This is a genomic window from Rhizobium sp. O111 (genome assembly GCF_055616315.1).
Genome location: NZ_JBSHXL010000001.1, coordinates 3253858 through 3280564, shown reverse-complemented (window position 1 = coordinate 3280564; position 26707 = coordinate 3253858). Strand labels below are relative to the sequence as shown.

At 63.3% G+C, this 26707-nt stretch carries 28 protein-coding genes; 20 read left to right on the top strand and 8 right to left on the bottom strand.

The window, feature by feature from the left end:
- Positions 1–31: 31 nt before the first annotated feature.
- The 5 genes from ACVTFQ_RS16430 to ACVTFQ_RS16410 form a co-directional block, all read right to left on the bottom strand.
- Positions 32–517 (bottom strand): RidA family protein, encoded by a 486-nt coding sequence (locus tag ACVTFQ_RS16430; RefSeq protein ID WP_047508761.1) that lies wholly within the window; start codon positions 515–517, stop codon positions 32–34.
- A 140-nt stretch (positions 518–657) separates the two neighbouring features.
- Positions 658–1476 (bottom strand): glutamine amidotransferase, encoded by an 819-nt coding sequence (locus ACVTFQ_RS16425; RefSeq protein ID WP_313761092.1) that lies wholly within the window; start codon positions 1474–1476, stop codon positions 658–660.
- Positions 1466–1951, bottom strand: coding sequence for a tellurite resistance TerB family protein (locus ACVTFQ_RS16420; protein ID WP_047508759.1), 486 nt, complete (start codon positions 1949–1951; stop codon positions 1466–1468). The genes ACVTFQ_RS16425 and ACVTFQ_RS16420 overlap by 11 nt, the downstream gene beginning before the upstream one ends.
- Before the next feature lie 15 nt (positions 1952–1966).
- Complete coding sequence (locus ACVTFQ_RS16415) at positions 1967–3598, bottom strand: heme biosynthesis protein HemY (RefSeq protein WP_181459268.1); 1632 nt, start codon at positions 3596–3598, stop codon at positions 1967–1969.
- Entirely contained in the window at positions 3598–4926 is a 1329-nt protein-coding gene (locus ACVTFQ_RS16410) for a COG4223 family protein (protein ID WP_111562579.1), read from the bottom strand. Before ACVTFQ_RS16410 ends, ACVTFQ_RS16415 begins: the two co-directional genes overlap by 1 nt.
- Before the next feature lie 240 nt (positions 4927–5166).
- On the opposite strand from ACVTFQ_RS16410, the gene ACVTFQ_RS16405 reads away from it, so the two are divergent.
- The gene (locus ACVTFQ_RS16405; RefSeq protein WP_111562578.1) at positions 5167–5829 is read left to right on the top strand and encodes a helix-turn-helix domain-containing protein; all 663 of its coding nucleotides are present in this window, start codon (positions 5167–5169) and stop codon (positions 5827–5829) included.
- On the top strand, positions 5822–6238 hold the full coding sequence (locus tag ACVTFQ_RS16400) for a hypothetical protein (protein ID WP_111562577.1): 417 nt from the start codon (positions 5822–5824) through the stop codon (positions 6236–6238). The genes ACVTFQ_RS16405 and ACVTFQ_RS16400 overlap by 8 nt, the downstream gene beginning before the upstream one ends.
- Before the next feature lie 9 nt (positions 6239–6247).
- On the opposite strand, the gene ACVTFQ_RS16395 is transcribed toward ACVTFQ_RS16400, so the two are convergent.
- Together ACVTFQ_RS16395 and hemC are read right to left on the bottom strand one after the other, a co-directional pair.
- On the bottom strand, positions 6248–6973 hold the full coding sequence (locus tag ACVTFQ_RS16395; protein ID WP_111562576.1) for a uroporphyrinogen-III synthase: 726 nt from the start codon (positions 6971–6973) through the stop codon (positions 6248–6250).
- A 6-nt stretch (positions 6974–6979) separates the two neighbouring features.
- Positions 6980–7909, bottom strand: coding sequence for a hydroxymethylbilane synthase (gene hemC / locus ACVTFQ_RS16390; protein WP_111562575.1), 930 nt, complete (start codon positions 7907–7909; stop codon positions 6980–6982).
- A gap of 73 nt (positions 7910–7982) precedes the next feature.
- Between hemC and tsaD the strand changes: the two genes are divergently transcribed.
- Genes tsaD through ACVTFQ_RS16365 form a run of 5 tightly spaced genes read left to right on the top strand, consistent with a single transcriptional unit; the run spans position 7983 to position 11458 of the window.
- Complete coding sequence (tsaD, locus tag ACVTFQ_RS16385; RefSeq protein ID WP_111562574.1) at positions 7983–9077, top strand: tRNA (adenosine(37)-N6)-threonylcarbamoyltransferase complex transferase subunit TsaD; 1095 nt, start codon at positions 7983–7985, stop codon at positions 9075–9077.
- Positions 9074–10066 carry an NAD(P)H-dependent glycerol-3-phosphate dehydrogenase gene (locus tag ACVTFQ_RS16380; protein ID WP_111562573.1) on the top strand — a complete coding sequence of 331 codons (993 nt, stop codon included), beginning with the start codon at positions 9074–9076 and terminating at the stop codon, positions 10064–10066. The genes tsaD and ACVTFQ_RS16380 overlap by 4 nt, the downstream gene beginning before the upstream one ends.
- Before the next feature lie 10 nt (positions 10067–10076).
- Positions 10077–10370 carry a YciI-like protein gene (locus ACVTFQ_RS16375; protein WP_111562572.1) on the top strand — a complete coding sequence of 98 codons (294 nt, stop codon included), beginning with the start codon at positions 10077–10079 and terminating at the stop codon, positions 10368–10370.
- Between the two features lie 4 nt (positions 10371–10374).
- A complete protein-coding gene (locus tag ACVTFQ_RS16370; RefSeq protein WP_111562571.1) occupies positions 10375–10806 on the top strand; it encodes an EVE domain-containing protein in 432 nt (143 codons plus the stop codon).
- A 4-nt stretch (positions 10807–10810) separates the two neighbouring features.
- Positions 10811–11458 carry a class I SAM-dependent methyltransferase gene (locus tag ACVTFQ_RS16365; RefSeq protein ID WP_111562570.1) on the top strand — a complete coding sequence of 216 codons (648 nt, stop codon included), beginning with the start codon at positions 10811–10813 and terminating at the stop codon, positions 11456–11458.
- Between the two features lie 9 nt (positions 11459–11467).
- On the opposite strand, the gene ACVTFQ_RS16360 is transcribed toward ACVTFQ_RS16365, so the two are convergent.
- Complete coding sequence (locus tag ACVTFQ_RS16360; RefSeq protein ID WP_111562569.1) at positions 11468–12052, bottom strand: hypothetical protein; 585 nt, start codon at positions 12050–12052, stop codon at positions 11468–11470.
- Positions 12053–12366: 314 nt separating this feature from the next.
- Between ACVTFQ_RS16360 and sdhC the strand changes: the two genes are divergently transcribed.
- The 13 genes from sdhC to odhB all read left to right on the top strand — a co-directional run bounded on the left by sdhC (position 12367) and on the right by odhB (position 26604).
- Positions 12367–12762 carry a succinate dehydrogenase, cytochrome b556 subunit gene (gene sdhC / locus ACVTFQ_RS16355; protein ID WP_026283703.1) on the top strand — a complete coding sequence of 132 codons (396 nt, stop codon included), beginning with the start codon at positions 12367–12369 and terminating at the stop codon, positions 12760–12762.
- An 11-nt stretch (positions 12763–12773) separates the two neighbouring features.
- A complete protein-coding gene (gene sdhD / locus ACVTFQ_RS16350; RefSeq protein WP_047508738.1) occupies positions 12774–13154 on the top strand; it encodes a succinate dehydrogenase, hydrophobic membrane anchor protein in 381 nt (126 codons plus the stop codon).
- An 8-nt stretch (positions 13155–13162) separates the two neighbouring features.
- Positions 13163–15019, top strand: a complete 1857-nt coding sequence (gene sdhA, locus ACVTFQ_RS16345) for a succinate dehydrogenase flavoprotein subunit (RefSeq protein WP_047508736.1) — start codon at positions 13163–13165, stop codon at positions 15017–15019.
- Positions 15020–15070: 51 nt separating this feature from the next.
- A complete protein-coding gene (locus ACVTFQ_RS16340; protein WP_111562568.1) occupies positions 15071–15304 on the top strand; it encodes a hypothetical protein in 234 nt (77 codons plus the stop codon).
- Positions 15304–15759 (top strand): type II toxin-antitoxin system VapC family toxin, encoded by a 456-nt coding sequence (locus ACVTFQ_RS16335; protein ID WP_111562567.1) that lies wholly within the window; start codon positions 15304–15306, stop codon positions 15757–15759. Before ACVTFQ_RS16340 ends, ACVTFQ_RS16335 begins: the two co-directional genes overlap by 1 nt.
- Positions 15752–16531, top strand: a complete 780-nt coding sequence (locus tag ACVTFQ_RS16330) for a succinate dehydrogenase iron-sulfur subunit (protein WP_018902314.1) — start codon at positions 15752–15754, stop codon at positions 16529–16531. Before ACVTFQ_RS16335 ends, ACVTFQ_RS16330 begins: the two co-directional genes overlap by 8 nt.
- A gap of 304 nt (positions 16532–16835) precedes the next feature.
- Positions 16836–17357 (top strand): protease inhibitor Inh/omp19 family protein, encoded by a 522-nt coding sequence (locus tag ACVTFQ_RS16325; protein ID WP_111562566.1) that lies wholly within the window; start codon positions 16836–16838, stop codon positions 17355–17357.
- Positions 17358–17405: 48 nt separating this feature from the next.
- Positions 17406–18569, top strand: coding sequence for a cell division protein ZapE (zapE, locus tag ACVTFQ_RS16320; RefSeq protein WP_111562565.1), 1164 nt, complete (start codon positions 17406–17408; stop codon positions 18567–18569).
- A 180-nt stretch (positions 18570–18749) separates the two neighbouring features.
- Complete coding sequence (mdh, locus tag ACVTFQ_RS16315; protein ID WP_112950619.1) at positions 18750–19712, top strand: malate dehydrogenase; 963 nt, start codon at positions 18750–18752, stop codon at positions 19710–19712.
- A 39-nt stretch (positions 19713–19751) separates the two neighbouring features.
- Positions 19752–20945, top strand: coding sequence for an ADP-forming succinate--CoA ligase subunit beta (sucC, locus tag ACVTFQ_RS16310; RefSeq protein WP_111562564.1), 1194 nt, complete (start codon positions 19752–19754; stop codon positions 20943–20945).
- Positions 20946–21185: 240 nt separating this feature from the next.
- Positions 21186–22088, top strand: a complete 903-nt coding sequence (gene sucD, locus ACVTFQ_RS16305) for a succinate--CoA ligase subunit alpha (RefSeq protein ID WP_018902319.1) — start codon at positions 21186–21188, stop codon at positions 22086–22088.
- 159 nt (positions 22089–22247) lie between these two features.
- Positions 22248–25232 (top strand): 2-oxoglutarate dehydrogenase E1 component, encoded by a 2985-nt coding sequence (locus tag ACVTFQ_RS16300; protein WP_047508723.1) that lies wholly within the window; start codon positions 22248–22250, stop codon positions 25230–25232.
- Between the two features lie 118 nt (positions 25233–25350).
- Positions 25351–26604 (top strand): 2-oxoglutarate dehydrogenase complex dihydrolipoyllysine-residue succinyltransferase, encoded by a 1254-nt coding sequence (gene odhB / locus ACVTFQ_RS16295; protein WP_111562562.1) that lies wholly within the window; start codon positions 25351–25353, stop codon positions 26602–26604.
- The last annotated feature ends 103 nt before the right edge of the window (positions 26605–26707 follow it).

Below are 26707 nucleotides of genomic sequence, written 5' to 3'. Positions count from 1 at the left end.
CCCACGGCACAACGCCCGCACGGCTCAACCCTCACCCCGAAATCATCACCTCCGCCTCGATCTCGACCGGGAAATTCAGCGGCAGGCCGGCGACGCCGATGGCGGAGCGGGCGTGGCGGCCGACGTCCTGGCCGAAGACGTCGTTGATCAGCTCGGTGAAGCCGTTGATGACGGCGGGCGGATTGGAGAAGTGGGGGGCGCAGTTGACCATGCCGAGAACGCGGCACCAGCCGGTGATGCGGTCGAGGCTGCCGAGTTCGCGCTTCAGGCTGCCCAGCATGGCGAGCCCCACCTTGCGGGCCGAGGCGTGGGCTTCCTCGATCGTGACAGTGTCGCCGACGACGCCGAAGGGGCCTGATGGCGAGCCGTCGGGGTTCTGCGGGCCGTGGCCGGAGATGAAGGCCCTGTTGCCACGAACGTTGACCCAGGGAAAGGGCAGCGTCATGTGCGAGGGCAGTTTCAGCGGCTGGGGCAGGACGAGGCCCAGCGAGACAAGCTTCTGTTCGTAGTTCGACATGCTGTTCCCCTGACATGGCTGCGGTCATGGCGGCGCTTGGCGCGACCAATCGGCCGGATCGTGGATCGGAACCTGTTTCTGCTACTAAAATGCCGTCGAAGTGACGTCGCACACCATAGCACGACGCGCGGGGCTCCGCATCAGGCCGTCAGCGTGGCCTTGGCCGAGGGCGCTGATTTCGGCTTCTTGCCCTCGAAGACGAGATCGAGGAATTCGTTGAGCCAGGCCTTGAGCGGCGCGTCGAACAGCATGCGGCCTTCAAGGTGCTCGCGGCCCTGTTGCGCGTTGGGGAGGATGAAGCGGTGGGCGCCGTGGACGACCCAGCGGTGCATCATGGCGCGCGTCAGTTCGGCGTGGAACTGCAGCGCCCAGGCGTGGCCGTTATAGCGGAAGGCCTGGTTCGGGTAGACATCGCCTTCGGCGAGCAGATCGGCGCCGCGCGGCAGATCGAAACCTTCGCGGTGGAAGTGGTAGACCATCCGCGGCCAGTGCATCAGCTGTCGGCCCTTTTCGGTCGCGCGCAGCGGATACCAGCCGATCTCGGTGGTCTCGTCGGCATTGGCCGCGACCTTGCCGCCGAGATGGCGGACCAGCATCTGCGCGCCGAGACAGATGCCGAGCAGCGGCTTCTTCTCCTTCAGCGGCACATTGAGCCAGCTGATCTCGGCCTTGACGAAGTCGTCGGGATCGTTGGCGCTCATCGGGCCGCCGAAGACGACGGCGCCGGCATGCTCGGCAAGCGTTATCGGCAGCTTCTGGCCTAGCACCGGGCGGCGGATGTCGAGGGGATAGCCCTTCTCGGCGAGCAGCTGGCCGACGCGGCCGGGGCTGGAGCTCTCCTGATGCAGCACGATCAGGACCGGGCGTTTGCCTTCGATGCTTGAACCCGGGTCGTTGGGGTCTATGGCGCCGGGGCCGGCAATGCCGGTGCCCGCCGCGCCTGTACTGTCAGTCGGCATCGTCTTGCACCACATCGATGCCGGTGACGCGCTTGGCTGCTTCCTGGCGCTTCTGGATGCGCTCGCGGGCCGAGACGCCGAGAAGCTCGGCGATGCGCCAGATGGCGTCGTCCTCCATCTCGCTGCGCTCGCCATCGGCATAGACGATGTCCCAGAGGATGCCGATCAGCTCCAGGCGCTGCTCGGTGTCGAGATGGCGCTTCAGGTCGGAGGTGAAGCGGTAGTAATCGACGGCGTCGCTTTCGGCTTCCTGGCCGGCGGCAATCAGCGCGTCGAGCTGCTTGCCGTCGAGACCGTACTGGTCCTTCAAGAGCGTGCGCAGACGCTTCTTCTCGCTGTCCTTGATCTGGCCGTCGGCCTCCATGACCTGCATGCAGAGCGCGGCCACCGCGATGCGGGGATCATCGGGGGCGAAGCTGCTCTTTTGGGTGTCTGCGGTCAGGTTCTGAAAAAATGCCTGGAAGCGTTCGAACATACGGGTCCTGTTTGGCTAGAAGAGGCGAAGCCGTGTCTTGGGTTCTGGCTCGGCCGATGGATTGCGCACGCCCGGATCATCCGGCAGGCCGCCGAAGAAGGGGCGCGGTTCGGGGGCGTCGGCAGGCTTGCTCGCGGTTGCCGGCTCCTTCGGGGCCGGCTTCGGCTTGGAGGGCGCGGGTGCTGCCGGCGTCTCGGCCACCGGGCGGGCGGCCTTGGCGATGGTCGCGGCGCGCTCGAGCTCGATGATGCGGTGATCGCCGGCGGCACTATCTGATCTCACGTCGCGCACCGGCGGCAGGCTCTTCAGCGCGCTGTCGATGGAGATGACGGAGCCTTCCTCGACCGGGCCTTCGACCTGGCCGAACGGCGCCTTCCAGACGAAGGCGTCGAGCTTGCCGGTGACGGGCGAAAGCGGCAGCCATTTTTCGGAGACATAGCCGTCGGCCACCCATGCCGGATCGCGCGGCGCCTTCAGCGCCTGGGCGAGCCAGTGGCGGATGCGGCCCTGGTCGCCGGTGTCGGCTTCCTCGATATCGGCGAGCAGCAGGAAGGCTGCCTCGCGCGGCTCGATGCGGGCGGCGGCCTCGGCCTTGGCGCGGGCCTTGGCGAAATCCCGGATGTCGAGTGCCGCCTGGGCGACGATCAACAGCGATTCGATGTTGTTGGGGCGGAGCGCTTCCAGCTTTTCGGCGCGCTTCAGCCGGTCGGCAAGCGAATCGCCGCTGCGGGCGCGCACATAGGTGGCGCCGATCTCGGGATGCGGGTTGGTCTTCCAGGCCTGCTCAAGAATGGAGGCTGCCTTGCGCAGCTTGTCTTCGCGAAACAGCGCCTTGGCGGCAATGATCGCTGCCGGCTCGAAATCGGCCGAGAGTTTCAGCGCATGCGTGGCGTCGTCGCGAGCGCCTGATGGATCGTTCTCCAGCTTCTCGTCGGCGCGGGCGGTCAGCAGCACGGCGCGCAGCCGGTCGGCCTCGGCCTTTTCGATGACGCGGGCGGCCTTCTGCTGCTCAAGCAGGCGGATCGCATCGTCCCAGCGGCCGGACTGGCTGCGGTATTCGAGCGTCGCCTGGGCGGCCCAGGGCAGATAGGGCGCGTTGTCGGCCGCCTTTTCGGCATATTGCCGGGCAGCCTCGTTGGCGCCGAGGCGCTTGGCCTCGAGATAGAGGCCGCGCAGGCCGAGTTCGCGGGTTTCGGGATCCTCGACCATCGCCTCGAACTTGGCGCGGGCCTCGTCATGCCGACCCTCGATCAGGGCTGCCTGGGCTTCGAGCAGCGCGATCAGTGGCTCCTGGTCGGCGCGGATCAGGCCGCGCGAGCGGGCGGCCATCTTGCGGGCCATCAGCGCATTGCCAGCGCCGGCGGCGATCAGGCCGGTCGAGAGCGCCTGGTAGCCACGGTCGCGCTTGCGGGCGCGGAAATAGCGGGTGACGGAATGCGGCGAGGTCCAGATGACGCGCACCAGCCACCAGGCGACCATGACGACCGCGATCAGCGCGATGATCGCGGTTGCGGCGACGATCAGCCGGGTCTGATAAAGCTGGCCTTCCCAGATCAGCGAGAGATCGCCGGGGCGATCGGCAAGCCAGGAGAAGCCGTAGCCGAGGACGAGCACGAGAAGCGCGAAGACGACGAGCCTGATCATGATCAGCCCTCCTTGCCGGTGCCTGAGACGGCCTTCGACAGCGCGCTGCCGACCAGTTCCTCGACGCGGATGCGGGCATCCAGCGATTGCTTGAAGGCGGCGGACGCCTGCTTGGCATCTGCCGGCAGCGTGGTCCACTCGTTGGCCGCACCCGGCAGGTCGCCGTTTTTCACCTTGTCTTCCATGCGCGCGGCAATAGCCTCGACGCTGTCGCCCTGGATGTTGCCGACCGGGCGCACGCTGACCAGCGACTTGGCGCCAGCCATCAGCCGGTCGGACCAGCTCTCGTTCGGATCGGCCTTGTTGACGCTGCCGACGATCGCGGTCGCGACATCGGGCGCCTGGCGGATCAGCTCGGCGCGCGAGGGTACGCCGGTTTCGGCGAAATTCTTGAGATCGGCGACGACGGGATCATCGGGCGAAACGCCGGTATAGGTGTCGAGTTCTGCCACGAAAGGTCCGCCACGATCGATCGCCGCCTTCAGGCCGGCCGCGGCGATCGCCTTGGCGACGGCGACGTCCTGGCGTGGCTCATTGAGCTTCTGTTCGGCGGCGGTGAGGCGCTGTTCGAGCTCGGCGCCATTGGTGGCACGCTGCTCGGTCGCCTGGCTGACGGCGCCGCGCAGCTGGTCGAGCTGGGCGGTGAGATCCGATATCTTCTGGTTCAGCGCATCGACGGTGGCGCTATCGGTGCCCGACGCGGCTGCCTGAGGCGCCTTGGCGGCGGTCTCAAGTGCCGCGATGCGGCTTTCGAGCGCATCATTGGCCGGCGCTGCCTGCGGTGCGGCGGCGAGGTTGGCGACGGACTGCTTGAGGCCGTCGATTTCGCCGGAGAGGTTGGCGATCTCGGGCGAAGCCGTCTCAGGGGCCGAAGAGCCGGGCAGGAAGCCTGCATACTGAATGGCGCCGGCGCCGATCAAGGCGATCAGCCCGCCGACGATGCCGGCGGCGATCAGCCCGGACGTGCCGCCAGATTGGCGCGGCGGCTCGCTCTTTGCGGGCTCCACGGGTTCGGGCGCATGATTATAGGGCGGCAGTTCGGGATCCGGCGCCTTGTCATAGGCGAAGGGCTCCGCCGTCTCTTCAACAGGAGCGTCGGCCTTGGCCTTCGCGGCGTTGCTCTCGTCGATAGCTTCATCGGGAACGATCGATTCGCTGGTCTCCGGCGGTGCTTCGACTACCTCGTCGGCTGCCTTGCCGATATCCGGGCCGGCATCATGCCGGATGTCCTTGCTGGCACTCTCTTCCGAGGCAATCTCCTGCGCATCCAAGTCGATCGTGACCGGCTCGTCGGTGCTCTTCGAATGGCGGGGCGGATTTCCTGGTGCCATGAGACCCTCATAATTCTTACAGTGGTTCGAAAGTAGTCAGTGAGGCCGGTGAAGGAAAGAGGCCAGATGAAATTTGCAAAATTAGGTCGCGACCTTGGCTGAAATCTGACCGGTTTGCGGGGCGGACCGGGTGGCGTTGTCAGGATCGAGGGAAAGGTTTAATAATAGGTCGATTGATTTAATATCAAGCCAATTGGTTCTTTATCGGATCATCTGTTGAGATGTTGGAGGTGTTGAACGGTGGTGAGAACCATTGCGCAAAGCGCCATCAGGAACCCTGTCGACGTCATCTTCGGGGTGGATTCGAATGTGCGTGTCCTGCGCGTGCTGGCGCGCCATGGCGGGCTGCTCTCCGCTGCCGATATCAGCCAGCGCGCGGCCTTGTCGAAGAGCAGCACGCGCCTTGGGCTGCTCTCGCTGGAGGATAACGGTGTCATCTTCGCCGAGGGGGCGGGATACAGCCGGCTGTATCGGCTGAATGCCGAGCATTATCTCGCCGACCAGATACGAAGTCTCTTCGCCGCCGAGGATCGGCGGTTTGCCGATATCGTCGAGGCTGTGAAGGATAGCGCCGACAGCAAGGCGTCGCTGGTCAAAAGCTTATGGATCTACGGCAGCGTTGCGCGCGGGGAGGATCGGCTTGGCAGTGACTTGGACGCCGCTGTGGTGGCCGACGCCGGAGACCTCGCGGTGGTGGTCGAGACCATCAGGGATAGTCTGGCCGCGCATTCCGGGCGGCTCGGTTTCACCGCAAGCGTCGTCGGTCTCGATATGTCCGATGTCGAGCGGCTCGCGCGTGATCGTGATCCCTGGTGGGCCAATGCGGTTGCGGATGCGATCGTGCTGTCGGGCAGGCGGCCGGAGGAGCTTGCCGCCTTGGCTGGGGCCGGTGCGGATGGTTAGATCGAGGCCGGGCAAGAAGACGGATACGACTTATGTCTCGGCGCGGCTTGCCGTTGCGCGAGCCTACCTGAAGGATGCCCGGAACAGCAATGCGTGGGCGGACCTCGGCGATCTCGGAAACACGTCCATTGCGACGTCAATCAATTGCGCCATTGCCTATGCCGATGCAATCACGGCCAGGTATCGCGGGGAGATCAATCAGGGCGACCATGGGGCGGTGATCAAGCTGCTTCGCGCGGCACTCGGCAATGCATTTCCGAAACACCAGGAGACAAACCTTCGCGCGCTTCTGGAGCAGAAGGACGAGGTGCAATACGGGGCGCGCGCGAAGTCGCGGGACGATGCCGCACGGGCGCTCGTTCGGCTTGAGGAGTTTGTTGCCTGGGCGGAAACTCAACTCATGAAATGACTGCGCAGCTCACAGAAGCGACAACAGGGCTGTCTCATCCGGGCTGTCGGGCGTGGCGGATTGGCCCTGCAGGGTCGGGGGGATGGCCTCAGCGATGGCCGGGCTGAGGCAGAGGAGGCGGACGCCGATGAGGGCGTCGAGATTGGCGGATATTTCCTTGAGGGCGAAGAAATCCTCGGCGGTGCGGCGGGAATAGAAGAGGATCGCGTCGGGTTCGTGGGCTGAGAAGAGTTCGCGGAGCAGCTGGTCGGGGATGTCGAGGCGGCGCATGCGGTAGCATTCGACGGTGGTGACGGTCAGGCCAAGGTCTGCGGCGCGGGTCTCGAAGGTTTCGGCGCGGGGGAAGCCGGCTAGGTAGAGGAGGTTGGTCTTCTTGTCCGATTGCGCGGTGTCGCGTTGCGCGATGCGGTCGGCGAGGTCGGCGCCGTCGCCGGTGGAGGCGGTGACGTCTCTGAAGCCGGCTGCCCTTGCTTCTTCGGCGGTGGCGTCGCCGACGGCGTAAAGGGGGCGGGAGAGATATGGGGCGAGGTCATCGGGGCGTTCGGTGAGAACGCGGATGGCTTCGGCGCTGGTGACCGATATCGGGCCGTCGGAGTTGGCGAGCGCCGTGAAGGCGGCGTCCGGGTCATGGGCGGGAGCCGATAGCGGCAGCATGATCGGCTCGTGCCCCATCTCCGCCAGCCGTTTTGCGGTGCGCTCGCCCGGATGCGGTGGACGGGTGACGAGCACGCGCATGCGCCGTCAGCTCCAGCTGTCGAAGAACGACGTGCCGGCGCGGGCGCGGATATCCTGGCCGGCACGGGTGCCGAGCGCTACCGCGTCGCGGCGATGGCCGTCGATGGTGATGGCGTGCTGGCTGCGGCCATCGGGGGTGATGATCAGGCCGTGCAGGCGGATCTGGTCGCCTTCGCAGACGGCATAGCCGCCGATCGGCGTGCGGCAGGAGCCATCGAGTGCGCCAAGGAAGGCGCGCTCGCAGGAAACCGTGTCGTAGGTCCTGATATCGTTGATCGGGGCGAGCAGCGCGTCGGTGACCGTGTCGCCGATGCGGCTTTCGATGCAGATCGCGCCCTGGGCAGGTGCCGGCGGGAAGGTGTCGGGGTCGAGGATGTCGGTGATGACCTCGACCTTGCCGAGCCGCTTCAGGCCGGCGAGCGCCAAGAGCGTCGCGTCGACCTGGCCTTCGTTCAGCTTGCGCAGGCGGGTGTCGACGAGGCCGCGGAAGGTGATGACGTTGATATCGGGGCGCATGCGGCGGATCAGCGCCTGGCGGCGCAGCGACGAGGAGCCGACGGTGGCGCCATGCGGCAAGTCGATCAGCTTCGGGGCGGTGCGGCCTACGACAGCATCGCGAATGTCTTCGCGCGGCAGGTAGGCGGAGAGACAGAGCCCCTCGGGCAGCGTCGTCGGCATGTCCTTGGAGGAGTGCACGGCGATGTCGAGGTCGCCGCTCGAGAGCTTCTCTTCCAGTTCCTCGGTGAACAGGCCCTTGCCGCCGATCTCCGACAGCGAGCGATCGGTGATGCGGTCGCCCTTGGTCGAGAGCACCACGATCTCGAACATTTCCTCGGGCAGATTATGGGCCGCCATCAGCCTGTCTCGAGCTTCGTTTGCCTGGGCGATCGCCAGCGGGCCGCCTCTGGTGCCGATCCGGAAAGGTTTTGTTTGCATCCGCATTGATCCGTTGTTACCGGAGTTTCTCGTAAACAGGTTTCAGACCCATCGCAATCAACGATCAGGCACCATGGCTCCCTTTCTGCGTATCCTCGGCATCGAAACAAGCTGCGACGAAACCGCCGCCGCCGTTGTCGAGCGGGATGCGAAGGGCGTGCCGACCGTGCGCTCCGATGTGGTGCTGAGCCAGCTCGAAGAGCATAGCGCCTATGGCGGCGTGGTGCCAGAAATCGCCGCGCGCGCCCATGTCGAGGCACTCGATACGCTGATCGACGAGGCTTTGAAACGCGCCAATGTGTCGCTGTCCGACATCGATGCCATCGCCGCGACCTCGGGTCCGGGGCTGATCGGCGGGCTGCTTGTGGGGCTGATGACCGGCAAGGCGATCGCAAAGGCCTCCGGCAAGCCGCTCTATGCGGTCAACCATCTCGAGGGCCATGCGCTGACGGCGCGGCTGACGGATGGGCTTTCCTTTCCCTATCTGATGCTGCTCGTTTCCGGCGGGCATACGCAGCTGATCCTGGTGCGCGGGGTCGGTGAATACGAGCGCTGGGGCACGACGATCGACGACGCGCTGGGCGAGGCCTTCGACAAGACGGCGAAGCTGTTGAGCCTGCCCTATCCGGGTGGGCCGGCTGTCGAGCGGGCGGCAAAAGCGGGCAATCCTCAGCGGTTCAAGTTCCCACGGCCGCTGGTCGGCGAGGCGAAGCTCAACTTCTCCTTCTCCGGCCTGAAGACGGCCGTGCGGCAGGCGGCAACCGAGATCGCGCCGCTGACCGACCAGGACGTGGCCGATATCTGCGCCTCGTTCCAGGATGCCGTGTCGCGGACGCTGAAGGACAGGATCGGGCGCGGGCTGGAGCGGTTCAAGACGCTCTATCCCGATGTCGAACAGCCGGCGCTGGTGGTGGCGGGCGGCGTTGCCGCCAATCTCGTCGTGCGCGGCACGCTGCAGGCGCTGTGCGACAAGAACCGTTTCCGCTTCGTGGCGCCGCCGCTGCATCTGTGCACCGACAACGCGGTCATGATCGCCTGGGCAGGGCTGGAGCGGATGGCGACGGGTGTTGCGCCCGATGATCTCGACGTGCAGCCGCGCTCGCGCTGGCCGCTCGATTCGAACGCCGAGACATTGCTGGGCTTCGGCAAGCGGGGAGCAAAGGCATGAGCGGAGAAAGCGAAACGATTGCCGTCATCGGCGCCGGCGCCTTCGGGACTGCATTGGCGGCCGTGATCGCGCTGACGGGGCGGCACAAGGTGACGCTGATCGGTCGCGACCCCGGTCTGATGGCCGATCTTGCTGCCGAGCATCTGCACGACGCGGCGCTTCCCGGTATTCCGTTGCCCGAGACGCTGCAGTTTTCCGCAGAGCCGGATGCAATCAGCGATGCCGGCATCGTGCTCTTTGCCATGCCCTCGCAGGCGCAGGCCGATGCGGCGCGCCAGTATGAACCTTACCTGGCTAATGATGCCGTTGTCGTCACCTGCGCCAAGGGCATCGAGAAGACCACGGGCAATCTGTTGACCGACATGCTGGCCAAGGCGCTGCCTGGGCATGCGATCGCGGTGCTGTCCGGGCCGGGCTTTGCGGCGGATATCGCCAAGGGCTTGCCGACCGCGATGGTGGTCGCGGCCGAGAATGGCGAGATTGCCGAGCGGTTGGCGCAGGCGATTTCGGGGCGCACCTTCCGGCTCTATCCGTCGTCCGACAGGATTGGCGTGCAGCTGGGCGGCGCCTTGAAGAACGTGCTGGCGATTGCCTGCGGCATCGTCGAGGGCGCCGGCATCGGCGATTCGGCGCGGGCGGCGCTGATTGCGCGCGGGCTTGCCGAGATGTCGCGCTTCGTCGTCGCCAAGGGCGGACAGGCGGATACGGTGCCGGGTCTGTCTGGTCTCGGCGACCTCGTCTTGACCGCCACCAGCCATCAATCGCGCAACCTGCGTTTCGGGATCGCGCTCGGGCGCGGCGAGACGCGCGACCCCGCGCATGGCGAGCTCGTCGAGGGGGCGTTTGCCGCCGCCGTCGTGTCGCGGCTTGCCAAGTCGCTTGATATCGACATGCCCGTCACCGATGCGGTATCCGCAATCATCGAGGGCAAGCTTGGCATTGCCGCCGCCATCGACCAGCTGATGACGCGTCCGATCACGACCGAATAGGAGACCTCACATGTTTTTCGCCTTTGTCTGCAAGGATAAGCCTGGCCACCTCAATGTCCGCATGGAGACGCGGCCGACGCATCTGGAGCATCTCAACGCGCTCAACGAAGCCGGCACGGTGAAAATGGCCGGTCCGTTTCTCGATGCCGAGGGCAAGCCCTGCGGCAGCCTCGTGATCGTCGAGGCCGAGACCATCGAGGCGGCCACGGAAATCGCCAATGCCGATCCCTATGCCAAGGCGGGCCTGTTCGAAAGCGTCGAGGTGAAGCCCTTCAACTGGGTCTTCAACAAGCCGGAGGCGTAAGCAAGTGGCGCACTGGCTTTACAAATCCGAACCGTCCGCATGGTCCTGGGAGCAGCAGAAGGCTGCCGGCGAAGAGGGCACGGAGTGGACCGGCGTTCGCAACTATCTGGCGCGCAACAACATGCGGGCGATGCAGATCGGCGACAAGGGCTTCTTCTACCACTCCAATGACGGGCTGGAGATCGTCGGCATCGTCGAGGTCTGCGCGCTGTCGCATCCCGATTCCACCGCCAAGGGCGACCCCAAGTGGGACTGCGTCGATATCCGCGCCGTCCGCGACATGCCGAAGCCGGTGACGCTGAAGGATGTGAAGGCGAGCGAGAAGCTGTCGAAGATGTCGCTGGTGACGTCGATGCGGCTGTCCGTGCAGCCGGTGACCGACGAGGAATGGGCCGAGGTCTGCCGCATGGGCGGGCTCGACAACCCGCCGCGCTGATATCGTGAAGACCGACCCTGCGCTCTTCATCCGCGACAATACCAGCCCGATGACGCCGCCGCATGTGCCGGAGATCCGGCTCAATCTGGCGAGCGAAGCGCATGAGCTGTGGCTGAAGACGGAAGAGGAGCTCGCCGAAATCGGCCTGCCGCCGCCGTTCTGGGCTTTCGCCTGGGCGGGCGGGCAGGGGCTGGCGCGCTATGTGCTCGATCATCCCGAGACGGTTGATGGCAAGCGCGTGGTCGATTTCGCCAGCGGCTCCGGGCTGGTGGCGATCGCGGCGAAGATGGCGGGCGCGGGCAGCGTGCTTGCCGTCGATATCGATCCATGGGCGAAAACGGCGGTGGCGCTCAATGCCGAGCTGAACGGGGTCGAGATCGGCTTTACGGGTGACAACCTGATCGGCTCGGAGATCGATGCCGATGTGCTCTTGGCCGGCGACGTGTTCTATGATCGCGACTTCGCCATGGCGCTGGTGCCGTGGTTCGAGCGGCTGGCCGCCCGTGGGGTGACCGTGCTCGTCGGCGATCCCGGGCGGGCCTATCTGCCGAAGGATCGGCTGTCGGCCTGCGCGGTCTATCAGGTACCGGTGACGCGGGCGCTCGAAGACAGCGAGGTCAAGAAGACCACGGTCTGGCGCTTCAACGGCTGATGACCTCTATCAAGGGCGAATGACGCAGACGCCCTGTTCGTAGGAGCAGGCGTTGCGACGATTGTTCACGTGGATGACCTTGGCCATCGGCGCCAGCCGGACGGCCGGCTGATATCCGTAGGCGGCATAGCCGTAACCGCCGATATAGGTGCCGCCATCCGTCTCATAGGCATAGGACGAGCCGGCATAGGTGCCAGACGGCGCGCGCGCTTCGCCGCGCTGGTCGATGATGACGATGTTGCTACGGGCGAAATTGGACGTGGGCGAGGAGAAACGCTGGATGAAGCGGCCGCGGCCCGGATGCGGGCGGTAGCCGTCATAGCCGCCGGCGATCTGCCGCGGGCCGTTGTTCCAGCCGCCGTAATTGCCGATGATCGACGTGCCGCGATGACGGATGACCGAGCCGGATGCGAAGCCGTTTGCGATGCCGCGATGGCCGATACCGTGTCCCGCATTGCCATAGCCGATGCCGCCGCCATGGCCGCGATCGTGGTGGCGCGAAACGAAATTGCTGCCGAAATCGCCGGCTGCTGCGGGCAGCGCGATCAGCACTGCTGCGGCGAGCGAAACGAGTTTCGAGGATGTCTTGAACATCGCGTTGGTCTCCGGAAACGGAATGCTTAACAAAGCGTTAACGCGAAAATGCGCCAAAAGCGCAGGCTTGTCCACCAAAGCTTGGAAATTCATCCGCAAGGGGTAATGGCGCGGCCGGACCTGCCTAAGTCTAAAGGGGCGTCAAGACCCAAATCGATTAAATTCCCCGGGTGCGTCAATTATACTTGTCGTTAGGTGTTTCCGTGATTAAACGTCGCCAATGATGCAACGCACGCACAGCTTTGTGACCATCGTGTGTTTGCTTGGATGCTTTCCGGATCCCGGGGAGCGAGAAAGACCGCCGCGAGGTTCTGATGGCGAACGTGACAAATAATCGGCCCCTGTCGCCGCATTTGCAGATTTATAAACCAATCCCCACCATGGTTATGTCGATCGTCCACCGTATCACCGGTGGGGCGCTCTATGTCGGTACGCTTCTGGTCGCCTGGTGGCTGATCGCGGCCGCAACCGGCGTCGGTGCTTACGACTGGGCCAACTGGGTGCTCGGCAGCATCATCGGCAAGCTCGTGCTGCTCGGCTACACCTGGGCGCTCATCCATCACATGCTCGGCGGCTTCCGCCACTTCATGTGGGACCTCGGTCACGGCTTCGACAAGCAGTTCTCGACCAAGCTCGCCATCGCCAACATCATCGCCTCGCTCTGTCTGACCTTGCTGGTCTGGGTGATCGGCTTTCTCATTCGCTTCTAAAGGTTGATCACATGGATATGCGTACCCCCTTGGGTAAGGTTCGCGGCCTCGGCTCGGCCAAGGACGGCACCGAACATTTCTGGCGCCAGCGCGTGACGGCCGTTGCCAATGTGCCGCTCTTCCTCTTCTTCATCATCTTCATGATCATCCATGCCGGCCAGCCCTATGCGGAAGTGGTCCACGCGCTGTCGAACCCCTTCGTCGCCGTCGTCATGGGCCTGATGGTCGTGTCGGGCGTCATCCACATGAAGCTCGGCATGCAGGTCATCATCGAAGACTACGTGCACCATGAAGTCACCAAGATCGCGCTCGTGATGCTCAACACCTTCTTTTCGATCCTGATGGCAGGGCTCTGTCTCTTCGCCATTCTGAAGATCGCCTTCGTAGGATAATTGATATCATGGCATCGAATTCATCCGCTCAGAATGGCCCCGCTCAGAACGGGAAGGCCTACAAGTACATCGATCACTCCTATGACGTGATCGTCGTCGGCGCCGGCGGCGCCGGCCTGCGCGCCACGCTCGGCATGGCCGAGCAGGGCTTCAAGACCGCCTGCATCACCAAGGTGTTCCCGACCCGCTCGCACACCGTTGCGGCGCAGGGCGGCATCGCGGCTTCGCTGCGCAACATGACGCCCGACAGCTGGCAGTGGCACCTCTACGACACCGTCAAGGGTTCCGACTGGCTCGGCGACGTCGACGCCATGCAGTATCTCACCATGGAAGCGCCGAAGGCGGTCTATGAGCTCGAGCACTACGGCGTTCCCTTCTCGCGCAACGAAGAAGGCAAGATTTACCAGCGCCCGTTCGGCGGCCACATGCAGAACTACGGCGAGGGACCGCCGGTACAGCGCACCTGCGCCGTTGCCGACCGTACCGGCCATGCCATCCTGCACACGCTTTACGGCCAGTCGCTGCGCCACAACGCTGAATTCTTCATCGAGTATTTCGCGCTCGACCTGATCATGTCGGATGACGGCAGCCGCTGCACCGGCGTCGTCGCCTGGTGCCTCGACGACGGCACGATCCATCGCTTCGCCGCCAAGATGGTGGTGCTGGCGACCGGCGGCTACGGCCGCGCCTATTTCTCGGCGACCTCGGCACATACCTGCACCGGCGACGGCGGCGGCATGGTTGCCCGCGCCGGCCTGCCGCTCCAGGACATGGAGTTCGTGCAGTTCCACCCGACCGGCATCTACGGCTCCGGCTGTCTGATCACCGAGGGTGCGCGCGGCGAAGGCGGCTACCTCGTCAACTCCGAGGGCGAGCGCTTCATGGAGCGCTACGCACCGTCGGCCAAGGACCTTGCCTCGCGCGACGTCGTTTCGCGCTGCATGACGCTCGAGATCCGCGAAGGCCGCGGCGTCGGCAAGAACAAGGACCACATCTTCCTGCATCTCGACCATCTCGATCCGGCCGTTCTGCACGAGCGCCTGCCGGGGATTTCCGAGAGCGCCAAGATCTTCGCCGGCGTCGACGTGACGCGCGAGCCGATCCCGGTTCTGCCGACCGTTCACTACAACATGGGCGGCATTCCGACGAACTACTGGGGCGAGGTGCTGAACGCCGACAGCTCCAATCCGGAGCGCGTCATTCCGGGCCTGATGGCCGTCGGCGAAGCCGGCTGCGCCTCGGTGCACGGGGCCAACCGTCTCGGTTCCAACTCGCTGATCGACCTTGTGGTCTTCGGCCGCGCCGCCGCCATCCGCGCCGGTGAGGTCATCGACCGCGCGGCACCGGTGCCGCATCTGAACGTCGCCGCCTGCGACAAGATCATGGACCGTTTCGACGGTCTGCGTCACGCCTCAGGGTCTACGCCGACTGCCAATCTTCGCGAGAAGATGCAGCGCGCCATGCAGGAAGACGCCGCCGTGTTCCGTACGCAGGAATCGCTGGAATCGGGCTGCCAGCGCATCTCGGCCATCTGGCAGGAAATGCGCGACATCAAGGTCACCGACCGCTCGATGGTGTGGAACTCCGACCTCGTCGAGACGCTTGAGCTGCAGAACCTGATGGCCAACGCCATCACGACGATCTACGGCGCTGAAGCGCGCAAGGAGAGCCGTGGTTCGCACGCCCGCGAGGACTACACGGAAGGCGCATTCGCCGGCCGCGACGACGTCAACTGGCGCAAGCACACGCTCGCCTGGGTCAACGAGACAGGCGACGTCAAGCTCGACTACCGCCCCGTGCATACCGAGCTGATCGCGGAAGGGATCGACCCGCAGAAGATCGCGCCCAAGGCGCGTGTTTACTGATGGGGAATGTGGCAAGGTAGAACTGGCTGAGCCGCTTTAAGGAGCGAAATCATGGGTGAAATGCGCATCAGGATCGATGAAAGCCTTTTGACCAAGCTGGAAAGCCTTGCCCGTGCGCACAAGCGGACGTTGGAGGAGGAGGTCAACGAACGCTTGAGCGCATCCGTCGCGGACACACCTGCGGAGTCACTCTACGACGCTGCCGTTCGTATCGCTGCAATGACGCCGAAGGGCGTCGTGCAGACCGACAGCGTCGAAATCCTTCGCGAATTGCGGGATCGCTGATGATTGTCGTCGATGCATCGGTTGTGGTGAAATGGTTTGTCGATGAGGGAGATCATCTCGACGCCATTCAGTTGACCAAGGCTGAAGCGGCGTTGAAGGCACCCGATATCGTTCTGGCTGAGGTGGTCCATGTTCTTCGTAGGAAAATCCGCACCGGCATCATCTCAACCGCGCAGGCTTCGGAGGCTGTTGCAAGGGTGAAGACGGCCTTCAAGCACCTTGTGCCATCGATAGACCTGATCGATGTCGCATTCGATCTTTCTTCCACGATGGATCACTCCATCTATGACGCGATGTATCTCGCCTGTGCGCTCGACGATGCCGACGATATTCTCGTGACTGCCGACCGAAAATTCGCCGCCAAGGCTTCCGCGGCTGGATTTGACAACAAGATTCGTATTTTGGGAGCGGCCTTGCCCGGCTCCACGTCGCCACAGGAAAATAACCATGGTTGAACTCGCACTTCCCAAGAATTCCCAGATACGCGAAGGCAAGGTGTGGCCGAAGCCGGCCGGTGCCACCAATACGCGCGAATTCCGCGTCTATCGCTGGAGCCCTGACGATGGCCAGAACCCGTCGATCGACACGTTCTACATCGACGTCGACGATTGCGGCCCGATGGTGCTCGACGGTCTGCTTTACATCAAGAACAAGATCGACCCGACGCTGACGCTGCGCCGTTCCTGTCGCGAGGGCATCTGCGGTTCCTGCGCGATGAACATCGACGGCACGAATACGCTGGCCTGCACCAAGGGTCTCGACGACATCAAGGGCTCGGTGAAGATTTATCCGCTGCCGCACATGCCCGTCGTCAAGGACCTCGTGCCCGACCTCACCAACTTCTACGCCCAGCACCGCTCGATCGAGCCCTGGCTGAAGACGGTGTCGCCGGCTCCGGCGACCGAGTGGAAGCAGAGCCACGAAGACCGTCAGAAGCTCGACGGCCTCTACGAGTGCATTCTGTGCGCCTGCTGCTCGACCTCCTGTCCGAGCTACTGGTGGAACGGCGACCGTTATCTAGGTCCGGCCGTGCTGCTGCAGGCCTATCGCTGGCTGATCGATAGCCGCGATGAAGCCAAGGGTGAGCGCCTCGACAATCTCGAGGATCCGTTCCGCCTCTATCGCTGCCACACGATCATGAACTGCGCGCAGACCTGCCCGAAGGGTCTGAACCCGGCCAAGGCGATCGCCGAAATCAAGAAGATGATGGTCGAGCGCCGCGTCTGACGCGATGCCATCCATCCGGCGGCCCTTGTCGGGCCGCCGATGCCTGCCGGTGCGAGATGATCATCGTTCAATCGTGAAACAGGCGACAGCATTTCCAGAAGAAATGACTGGTCATCACCTTGCTGACAAATTCTATCTTCAGGAAGTTCTCAGCCGTAAAGGTTGAATTGCGCTGTCACAGACCTAGCTCCGTCAGGCAATTCACGGCCATTACGGCTTGATTAACCAAAGTGAAACACGTTCATTCGAAAATAAGCTAATTACTATTTTCATGCGACAAAAGCGGACATTCGGGAGCATTCAGATGCAGTTGCGATATGCGATGACAGGTATGGCGGTTGTTCTGTCACTCGCCGGTTGCCAGCGTACAGCCTATAACGACGCGAGCTACAGCGCAGCACCGGCGCCTTTGACGGCACAGCCGGTGCCTTCGGTGCAGGGCGGTCAGCTGCCTCCTCCCGGTGGTTCCTCGCAGTTTCCGGCCGCTCCGACCTCGACGGCGCCGATGGGCGGCGTGCAGGGCGGCGGCGCAATGGCGGCCAATGGCGGCGGTCTCGACGTCACCAAGGAATCCCTGGTCGGCAGCTGGCGGGTCAACGGCTCCTGCGACATGTTCCTGACGCTCACCAACCTCGGCAGCGGTTCGCGCGGCGGCACACGCGGCTGCGTCGGCGAGCTGACGGCGATGGGCTCCTGGGAAGTGTCGGGCAAGCAGGTGCTGCTCAAGGACCGCAACGGCACTCAGATCGGCAGCGTCTACAAGACCGCCGACAACGCCTTCAGCGGCCAAACCAGCAGCGGCCAGCCGATCGCGCTCAGCCGATAAGCGAGCCGGCGGCTCGCTCCGCCGATCTTTTCCAGGCGGATTATCTCAATGCAACCGATGCCAGACTACAGCTTGAGCGTCAGCGAACAATTGAAGTCGCTGACGACCTCAGGCTCGCTTCAACTCGACTCCGCCCAGATGCATGTGGCGAAGTGCCTGGATCGGGTGCTGTCGGAGCTCAAGCAGAAGCGTCCGGCGGCGAAATCGAGCGCGCTTGGATGGCTGTTCGCTGCCAAGAAGAAATCCTCCGAGCCGGTCAAGGGTCTTTACATTCACGGCAGCGTCGGCCGCGGCAAGACGATGCTGATGGACATGTTCTTCGACATGGCGCCCTGCTCCAAGAAGAGACGGGCGCATTTTCACGAGTTCATGGCCGATGTGCATAATCGCATCGCCGCCCACCGGCTGCGGCTGAAGAACGGCGAGACCAAGCAGGCCGATCCGATCCCGGTCGTGGGCGCAGCACTCTATGACGAAGCCGAGCTTCTGTGCTTCGACGAGTTCACGGTCACCGATATCGCCGATGCGATGATCCTGTCGCGGCTGTTTTCCGACCTGTTCGGTCGCGGCTGCGTGCTGGTTGCCACCTCCAACGTCGAGCCCATCAATCTCTATCGTGACGGCCTCAACCGTGGTCTCTTCCTGCCGTTCATCGATCTCCTCAACAAGCACGTCGAGACCGTGACGCTGGATTCTCCGACGGATTACCGGATGGAGAAGATCGACAGCCTGCCCGTCTATATCACGCCGCTCGATCGCCATGCCGACATGGCCATGGACGCCGCCTGGAACCAGGCGTTGCACGGGCGCAAGGCGCAGCCGATCGAGCTGCCGATGAAGGGGCGCTCGATCCATGTGCCGCTCGCCGTCGACCGGCTGGCGCGCTTCACATTCTCCGATCTCTGCGACAAGCCTCTGGGTGCAGCCGACTTCCTTGTCATCTCCGAACGCTTTGATGCCATATTTGTCGATCACGTTCCCATGCTCGGACCCGAGAAGCGGAACCAGACGAAGCGCTTCATCATTTTGGTCGATACGCTCTACGACCATGCGGTGAGGCTCTATATCTCGGCGGCGGCCATGCCTGAGAACTTGTTGACACAAGCGCGTGGTACCGAAGGTTTCGAGTTCGACCGGACGGCATCGCGCCTTTTCGAGATGCGGAGTGCGGAATATCTGGCTCTGCACCACGAGAAACGAGCCGCCGAGTAGCAGTTTCATGACAAAAACTCTTACGTTTACGTAAGTAATTTGTCTTCTAAACGATTGAAATTGCTGGTCTCAAAATAATCAGTTGCCATTTTTGGCCTTAGGGTCTATGCGATTGCGGCAATTGGGCGCAGCCCCTCAGTGCGTCGCCCGACGAATTTTGGTCGCAAAGGAAACACCGAAATGGCGCGTAACAAAATCGCTCTCATTGGTTCTGGCATGATTGGTGGCACGCTGGCGCATCTCGCCGGCCTCAAGGAGCTGGGTGACATCGTTCTCTTCGATATCGCCGACGGCATCCCGCAGGGTAAGGGCCTCGACATCGCGCAGTCCTCGCCGGTTGAAGGCTTCGATGCCAATCTGACCGGCGCAAGCGACTACTCCGCAATCGAAGGCGCAGACGTCTGCATCGTCACCGCCGGCGTCGCCCGCAAGCCGGGCATGAGCCGCGACGACCTGCTCGGCATCAACCTCAAGGTCATGGAACAGGTCGGCGCCGGCATCAAGAAGTATGCCCCGAACGCCTTCGTGATCTGCATCACCAACCCGCTCGACGCCATGGTCTGGGCGCTGCAGAAGTTCTCCAGCCTTCCGGCCAACAAGGTCGTCGGCATGGCCGGCGTTCTGGATAGCTCGCGCTTCCGCCTGTTCCTCTCCAAGGAGTTCAACGTTTCCGTACAGGACGTCACCGCCTTCGTTCTCGGCGGCCACGGCGACACGATGGTTCCGCTCGCACGTTACTCCACCGTTGGCGGCATCCCGCTCACCGACCTCGTCACCATGGGTTGGGTCACCAAGGAACGCCTCGAAGAAATCATCCAGCGCACCCGTGATGGCGGCGCCGAAATCGTTGGTCTGCTCAAGACCGGCTCGGCCTACTACGCACCGGCCGCTTCGGCGATCGAAATGGCTGAATCCTACCTCAAGGACAAGAAGCGTGTCCTGCCTTGCGCAGCGCAGCTCTCCGGCCAGTACGGCGTCAAGGACATGTATGTCGGCGTTCCCACCATCATCGGTGCCGGTGGCGTCGAGCGCATCATCGAGATCGACCTGAACAAGGCCGAAAAGGAAGCCTTCGACAAGTCCGTCGCCGCTGTCGCCGGCCTGTGCGAAGCCTGCATCAACATCGCGCCGTCGCTGAAATAAGCCGCCGACCGCTGACGCAATCCAAACAGGAATAGATCCATGAACATTCATGAATATCAGGCCAAGGCTCTGCTCAAGGGCTATGGTGCGCCGGTCGCCAAGGGTGTGCCGATCCTCAAGGTCGAGGAAGCCGAAGCCGCCGCCAAGTCGCTGCCGGGCCCGCTCTACGTGGTCAAGAGCCAGATCCACGCTGGTGGCCGCGGCAAGGGCAAGTTCAAGGAACTCGGCCCCGACGCCAAGGGCGGCGTTCGCCTCGCCAAGTCGATCGAAGAAGTCGTCGCTCACGCCAAGGAAATGCTCGGCAACACGCTGGTAACGGCGCAGACGGGCGAAGCCGGCAAGCAGGTCAACCGTCTCTACATCGAAGACGGCGCCGACATCGACCGCGAACTCTATTGCTCGCTGCTGGTCGACCGTTCGGTTGGTCAGGTTGCCTTCGTGGTTTCGACCGAAGGCGGCATGGACATCGAAGCTGTCGCCCACGACACGCCCGAGAAGATCCACACGATCGCCATCAACCCGGAAGCCGGTGTAACGGCTGACGACGTTGCCAAGATCGTCAAGGCTCTGGAACTTTCCGGTGCCGCTGCCGAAGACGCCAAGTCGCTGTTCCCGGCGCTCTACAAGGCGTTCGGCGAAAAGGACATGGCGCTTCTCGAAGTCAACCCGCTGATCGTCATGAAGGACGGCCACCTGCGCGTCCTCGACGCCAAGATGTCCTTCGACGGCAACGCGCTGTTCCGCCATGACGACGTCAAGGCGCTGCGCGACGAGACCGAAGAAGACGCCAAGGAAATCGAAGCCTCCAAGTGGGACCTCGCCTATGTCGCCCTCGACGGCAACATCGGCTGCATGGTCAACGGCGCCGGTCTCGCCATGGCGACGATGGACATCATCAAGCTCTACGGCAAGGAGCCGGCTAACTTCTGCGACGTCGGCGGTGGCGCCGGCAAGGAGAAGGTCGCGGCTGCCTTCAAGATCATCACTGCTGACCCGAAGGTCGAGGGCATCCTCGTCAACATCTTCGGCGGCATCATGAAGTGCGACGTCATCGCCGAAGGCGTTGTCGCTGCGGTTCAGGAAGTCGGTCTCAAGGTTCCGCTCGTCGTTCGCCTCGAAGGCACCAATGTCGAGCTCGGCAAGAAGATCCTCAACGAATCCGGTCTCGCGATCACGGCAGCTGACGATCTCGACGATGCCGCCAAGAAGATCGTCGCGGCGATCAACGCGTAGGTAAGTGTATGCTGAGGGTCGTACTTGCATTCGCGATTACGGCTCTCATCGGCTGCTGGTTCTGGTGGCTTGAGGAAGAAAAGTGGTGCGCTGCCTTTGAGGAAAATGCGTCACCGGCGGCACTGACAATGTGCATGCAGCTTTCGCCTCTCGTCGCTGGCGGCATTGTTTTGATTAGTAGCGGCGTCCTCTTGTGGACGAAGTTTCGCAGGCGCTAAAGCTAGAGATCGGGATTAACGGATGTCTATTCTCGTCAATAAGAACACAAAGGTCCTCGTGCAGGGCCTGACCGGCAAGACCGGTACTTTCCACACCGAACAGGCGCTCGCCTATTACGGCACTCAGATGGTCGGCGGTATTCACCCGAAGAAGGGTGGCGAAACCTGGACGGGCTCGAAGGGCGAAAGCCTGCCGATCTTCGCTTCGGTTGCCGAAGCCAAGGAGCGCACGGGTGCCGACGCTTCGGTCATCTACGTTCCGCCGGCTGGTGCCGCTGATGCGATCATCGAGGCGATCGACGCCGAGATCCCGTTCATCACCTGCATCACCGAGGGTATCCCTGTTATGGACATGGTTCGCGTCAAGGCTCGCCTCGACCGCTCCAAGTCGCGCCTCCTCGGCCCCAACTGCCCGGGTATCCTGACGCCGGAAGAATGCAAGATCGGCATCATGCCGGGCTCGATCTTCCGCAAGGGTTCGGTCGGTATCGTTTCGCGCTCCGGCACGCTGACCTACGAAGCCGTGTTCCAGACGTCGAACGAAGGCCTCGGCCAGACGACGGCTGTCGGCATCGGCGGCGACCCGGTCAAGGGCACCGAGTTCATCGACGTGCTCGAGATGTTCCTGGCCGACGAAGCCACGACCTCGATCATCATGATCGGCGAAATCGGCGGCTCGGCTGAAGAAGACGCGGCGCAGTTCCTGATCGACGAAGCCAAGAAGGGCCGCAAGAAGCCGATGGCCGGCTTCATCGCGGGCCGTACGGCTCCGAAGGGCCGCACCATGGGCCACGCCGGCGCTGTCGTTTCCGGCGGCAAGGGCGATGCGGAATCCAAGATCGCTGCCATGGAAGCAGCCGGCATCAAGGTTTCGCCTTCGCCGGCACGCCTCGGCACGACGCTGGTTGAAGTCCTCAAGGGCTAAGCCAATCTATACACCGGGCAGGATGCGCTTTGCGTACTGCCCGGTTCGAACCAAGACTGAGCCGCGGACAGGCGGCTGAACATGAAGATGCGGCAGCCGGTCGATGGGATCGGCAAAATCACAAAGTCAGGAGGCGGGCGGAAGCGTCCGCGTAACACCATGGCACGGCAAGAAGCCAACGAGCAGTTTCAGATCACCTCGTTCCTGGATGGCGCCAACGCTGCTTACATCGAGCAGCTTTATGCGCGCTACGAGGACGACCCGGCATCGGTCAACGAAGAATGGCGCGCCTTCTTCAAGGCGCTGGAAGACAATCCTGATGATGTGAAGCGGGCCGCCAAGGGCGCATCCTGGCGCAAGAAAAACTGGCCGATGCAGGCCAGCGGCGACCTCGTTTCGGCGCTCGACGGCGACTGGGGCGTGATCGAGAAGGTCGTCGAGACCAAGGTCAAGGCCAAGGCTGAAGCAGCCGGCAAGCCGACCGAAGGTGCAGACATCCTGCAGGCGACGCGCGACAGCGTGCGCGCTATCATGATGATCCGCGCCTACCGGATGCGCGGCCACCTGCACGCCAAGCTCGACCCGCTCGGCATCGCGGCACCCGTTGAAGACTACAAGGAACTGTCGCCGGAAAACTACGGTTTCTCCGAAGCCGACTACGACCGCAAGATCTTCATCGACAACGTGCTCGGCCTGGAATACGCCACCGTTCGCGAGATGATCGAGATCCTTGAGCGCACCTATTGCTCGACGATCGGCGTCGAGTTCATGCACATTTCGAACCCCGAGGAAAAGGCCTGGATCCAGGAACGGATCGAAGGTCCTGATAAGGGTGTTGCCTTCACCAACGAAGGCAAGAAGGCGATCCTGTCGAAGATCATCGAAGCCGAAGGCTACGAGCAGTTCCTCGACGTCAAGTTCAAGGGTACCAAGCGTTTCGGCCTCGACGGCGGTGAATCGCTGATCCCGGCGCTCGAGCAGATCCTGAAGCGCGGCGGCCATCTCGGCCTCAAGGAAGCCGTGTTCGGCATGGCCCACCGCGGCCGTCTGAACGTGCTTTCCCAGGTCATGGGCAAGCCGCACCGCGCCATCTTCCACGAGTTCAAGGGCGGTTCCTACGCGCCTGACGAAGTCGAAGGTTCCGGCGACGTGAAGTACCACCTCGGCGCTTCCTCGGACCGCGAGTTCGACGGCAACAAGGTTCACGTGTCGCTGACGGCCAACCCGTCGCACCTTGAAATCGTCGACCCTGTCGTCATGGGCAAGGCCCGCGCCAAGCAGGACATGAGCGCCACCGTCTGGGACGGCGACATCATTCCCTTGTCGGAGCGCGCCAAGGTTCTGCCGCTCCTCATCCACGGCGATGCCGCTTTTGCCGGACAGGGCGTAATTGCCGAAATCCTCGGTCTCTCCGGTCTGCGCGGTCACCGCGTTGCCGGCACGATGCACGTCATCATCAACAACCAGATCGGCTTCACCACGAACCCGGCCTTCTCGCGTTCGTCGCCCTATCCGTCCGACGTCGCCAAGATGATCGAAGCACCGATCCTGCACGTCAACGGTGACGATCCGGAAGCCGTCGTCTACGGCGCCAAGATCGCCATGGAATTTCGCATGAAGTTCCACAAGCCTGTCGTGCTCGACATGTTCTGCTATCGCCGCTACGGCCACAATGAAGGCGACGAACCGTCCTTCACGCAGCCGAAGATGTACAAGGTCATCCGCGCCCACAAGAGCGTTCTGCAGCTCTACAGCGAGCGTCTCGTTTCCGAGGGCGTGCTGACCGAGGGCGAAGTCGAGAAGATGAAGGCCGACTGGCGCGCGCATCTCGAGCAGGAGTTCGAGGCCGGCCAGCACTACAAGCCGAACAAGGCCGACTGGCTTGACGGCGAGTGGTCGGGCCTGCGCACGGCAGACAATGCCGACGAGCAGCGTCGCGGCAAGACCGCCGTGCCGATGAAGCAGCTGAAGGAAATCGGCCGCAAGCTTTCCGAGATCCCGGAAGGCTTCCATGCGCACCGCACGATCCAGCGCTTCATGGAAAACCGCGCCAACATGATCTCGACCGGCGAAGGCATCGACTGGGCAACGGCGGAAGCGCTGGCGTTCGGCGGTCTCGTCACCGAAGGTCACAAGATCCGTCTCTCGGGTCAGGATTGCGAACGCGGCACCTTCTCGCAGCGTCACTCGGTTCTCTACGATCAGGAAACGGAAGAGCGCTATATCCCGCTCGCCAACCTGTCGGCGACCCAGGCGCGCTACGAAGTCATCAACTCGATGCTGTCGGAAGAAGCCGTTCTCGGCTTCGAATACGGCTACTCGCTGGCCCGCCCGAATGCGCTGACGCTCTGGGAAGCCCAGTTCGGCGACTTCGCCAACGGTGCGCAGGTCGTGTTCGACCAGTTCATCTCGTCCGGCGAACGCAAGTGGCTGCGCATGTCCGGCCTCGTCTGCCTGCTGCCTCACGGCTATGAAGGTCAGGGTCCGGAGCACTCGTCGGCCCGCCTCGAGCGCTTCCTGCAGCTTTGCGCGGAAGACAACATGCAGGTCGCCAACGTCACGACGCCGGCGAACTACTTCCACATCCTGCGCCGCCAGGTGAAGCGCGACTTCCGCAAGCCGCTGATCCTGATGACGCCGAAGTCGCTGCTGCGCCACAAGCGCGCCGTATCGGGCCTGGCCGAAATGGCCGGCGAGACCTCGTTCCACCGTCTCCTCTGGGACGATGCCGAGGTCATCAAGGACGGCCCGATCAAGCTGCAGAAGGATGCCAAGATCCGCCGCGTCGTGCTCTGCACCGGCAAGGTCTATTACGACCTGCTGGAAGAGCGCGAAAAGCGCGGGATCGACGATGTCTACCTGCTGCGCGTCGAACAGCTCTATCCGTTCCCGGCCAAGGCGCTCATCAACGAGCTCTCCCGCTTCCGCAACGCGGAAATGGTCTGGTGCCAGGAAGAGCCGAAGAACATGGGTGCATGGTCGTTCATCGACCCGTATCTGGAATGGGTGCTTGCCCATATCGATGCGAAGTACCAGCGCGTTCGCTACACCGGACGTCCGGCCGCGGCATCGCCCGCAACCGGCCTGATGTCCAAGCATCTGGCACAGCTCGCCGCGTTCCTCGAGGACGCGCTCGGCGGCTAACGAGAATGAGATCGGAGAGGGAGCGCGCCGCGCTTCCTCTCCGCATTAATTCAGATCCCGGCCGCTCGCGCCGGAATGCCGTCAAACATCACAAAGATCAAAATTCAGGATTTGAACAATGGCCACAGAAATCCGCGTTCCAACTCTCGGTGAATCCGTCAGCGAGGCAACCGTCGGTACCTGGTTCAAGAAGGTCGGCGATGTCATCAAGGCCGACGAGCCGCTGGTGGAGCTTGAAACCGACAAGGTGACCATCGAAGTTCCGGCACCGGCTGCCGGCGTACTCTCCGAAATCGTCGCGCAGGCCGGCGAAACCGTCGGTCTCGACGCGCTGCTCGGCCAGATCGCTGCAAGCGCTGGTGCCGCTGCCGCTGCTCCGGCTGCCGCTGCCGCTCCCGCCAAGGCCGCCGAGCCGGCACCGGCTGCTGCCGCACCGGTCGCAGCTGCCGCCTCTGCATCGGCTGCCGCTTCCTCGATGCCGCCGGCACCGGCTGCTTCGAAGATGCTCGCCGAAAATAACCTTTCGGCCGATCAGGTCGATGGCTCCGGCAAGCGCGGTCAGGTACTGAAGGGCGACGTGATCGCCGCCGTCGCCAAGGGCATTGCGGCTCCTGCCGCTGCTGCTCCGGCAGCGCCTGCCGCCGCACGCGGCCCGTCGACGGTCGAGGATGCCGGTCGCGAAGAGCGCGTGAAGATGACGCGCCTGCGCCAGACGATCGCCAAGCGCCTGAAGGACGCCCAGAACACCGCTGCCATGCTCACCACCTATAACGAGGTGGACATGAGCGCCGTGATGGCACTGCGCGCCAAGTACAAGGACGTGTTTGAAAAGAAGCACGGCGTGAAGCTCGGCTTCATGGGCTTCTTCACCAAGGCCGTTACGCACGCGCTGAAGGAACTGCCGGCCGTCAACGCCGAAATCGACGGCACCGACATCATCTACAAGAACTACTGCCACGTCGGCATGGCCGTCGGCACAGACAAGGGCCTGGTCGTTCCGATCATCCGCGATGCCGACCAGATGTCGATCGCCGAGATCGAAAAGGACCTCGGCCGTCTTGCCAAGTCGGCTCGCGACGGTTCGCTTTCGATGGCCGACATGCAGGGCGGCACCTTCACCATCACCAATGGTGGTGTCTACGGTTCGCTGATGTCCTCGCCGATCCTGAACGCGCCGCAGTCGGGCATTCTCGGCATGCACAAGATCCAGGACCGTCCCGTTGTCGTCGGCGGCCAGATCGTCATCCGTCCGATGATGTATCTCGCGCTCTCCTATGACCACCGCATCGTCGACGGCAAGGAAGCCGTTACCTTCCTCGTGCGCGTCAAGGAAAGCCTGGAAGATCCGGAACGCCTCGTTCTCGATCTCTAAGAGACCGACAGGGCCGCGCGAGCGGCCCTTTTCGCCTCAGCACCGGAACACCTGATGTCGCTGAAACCCGCCTTCCGCTCATCGCATACCACGCCCGCTTCCG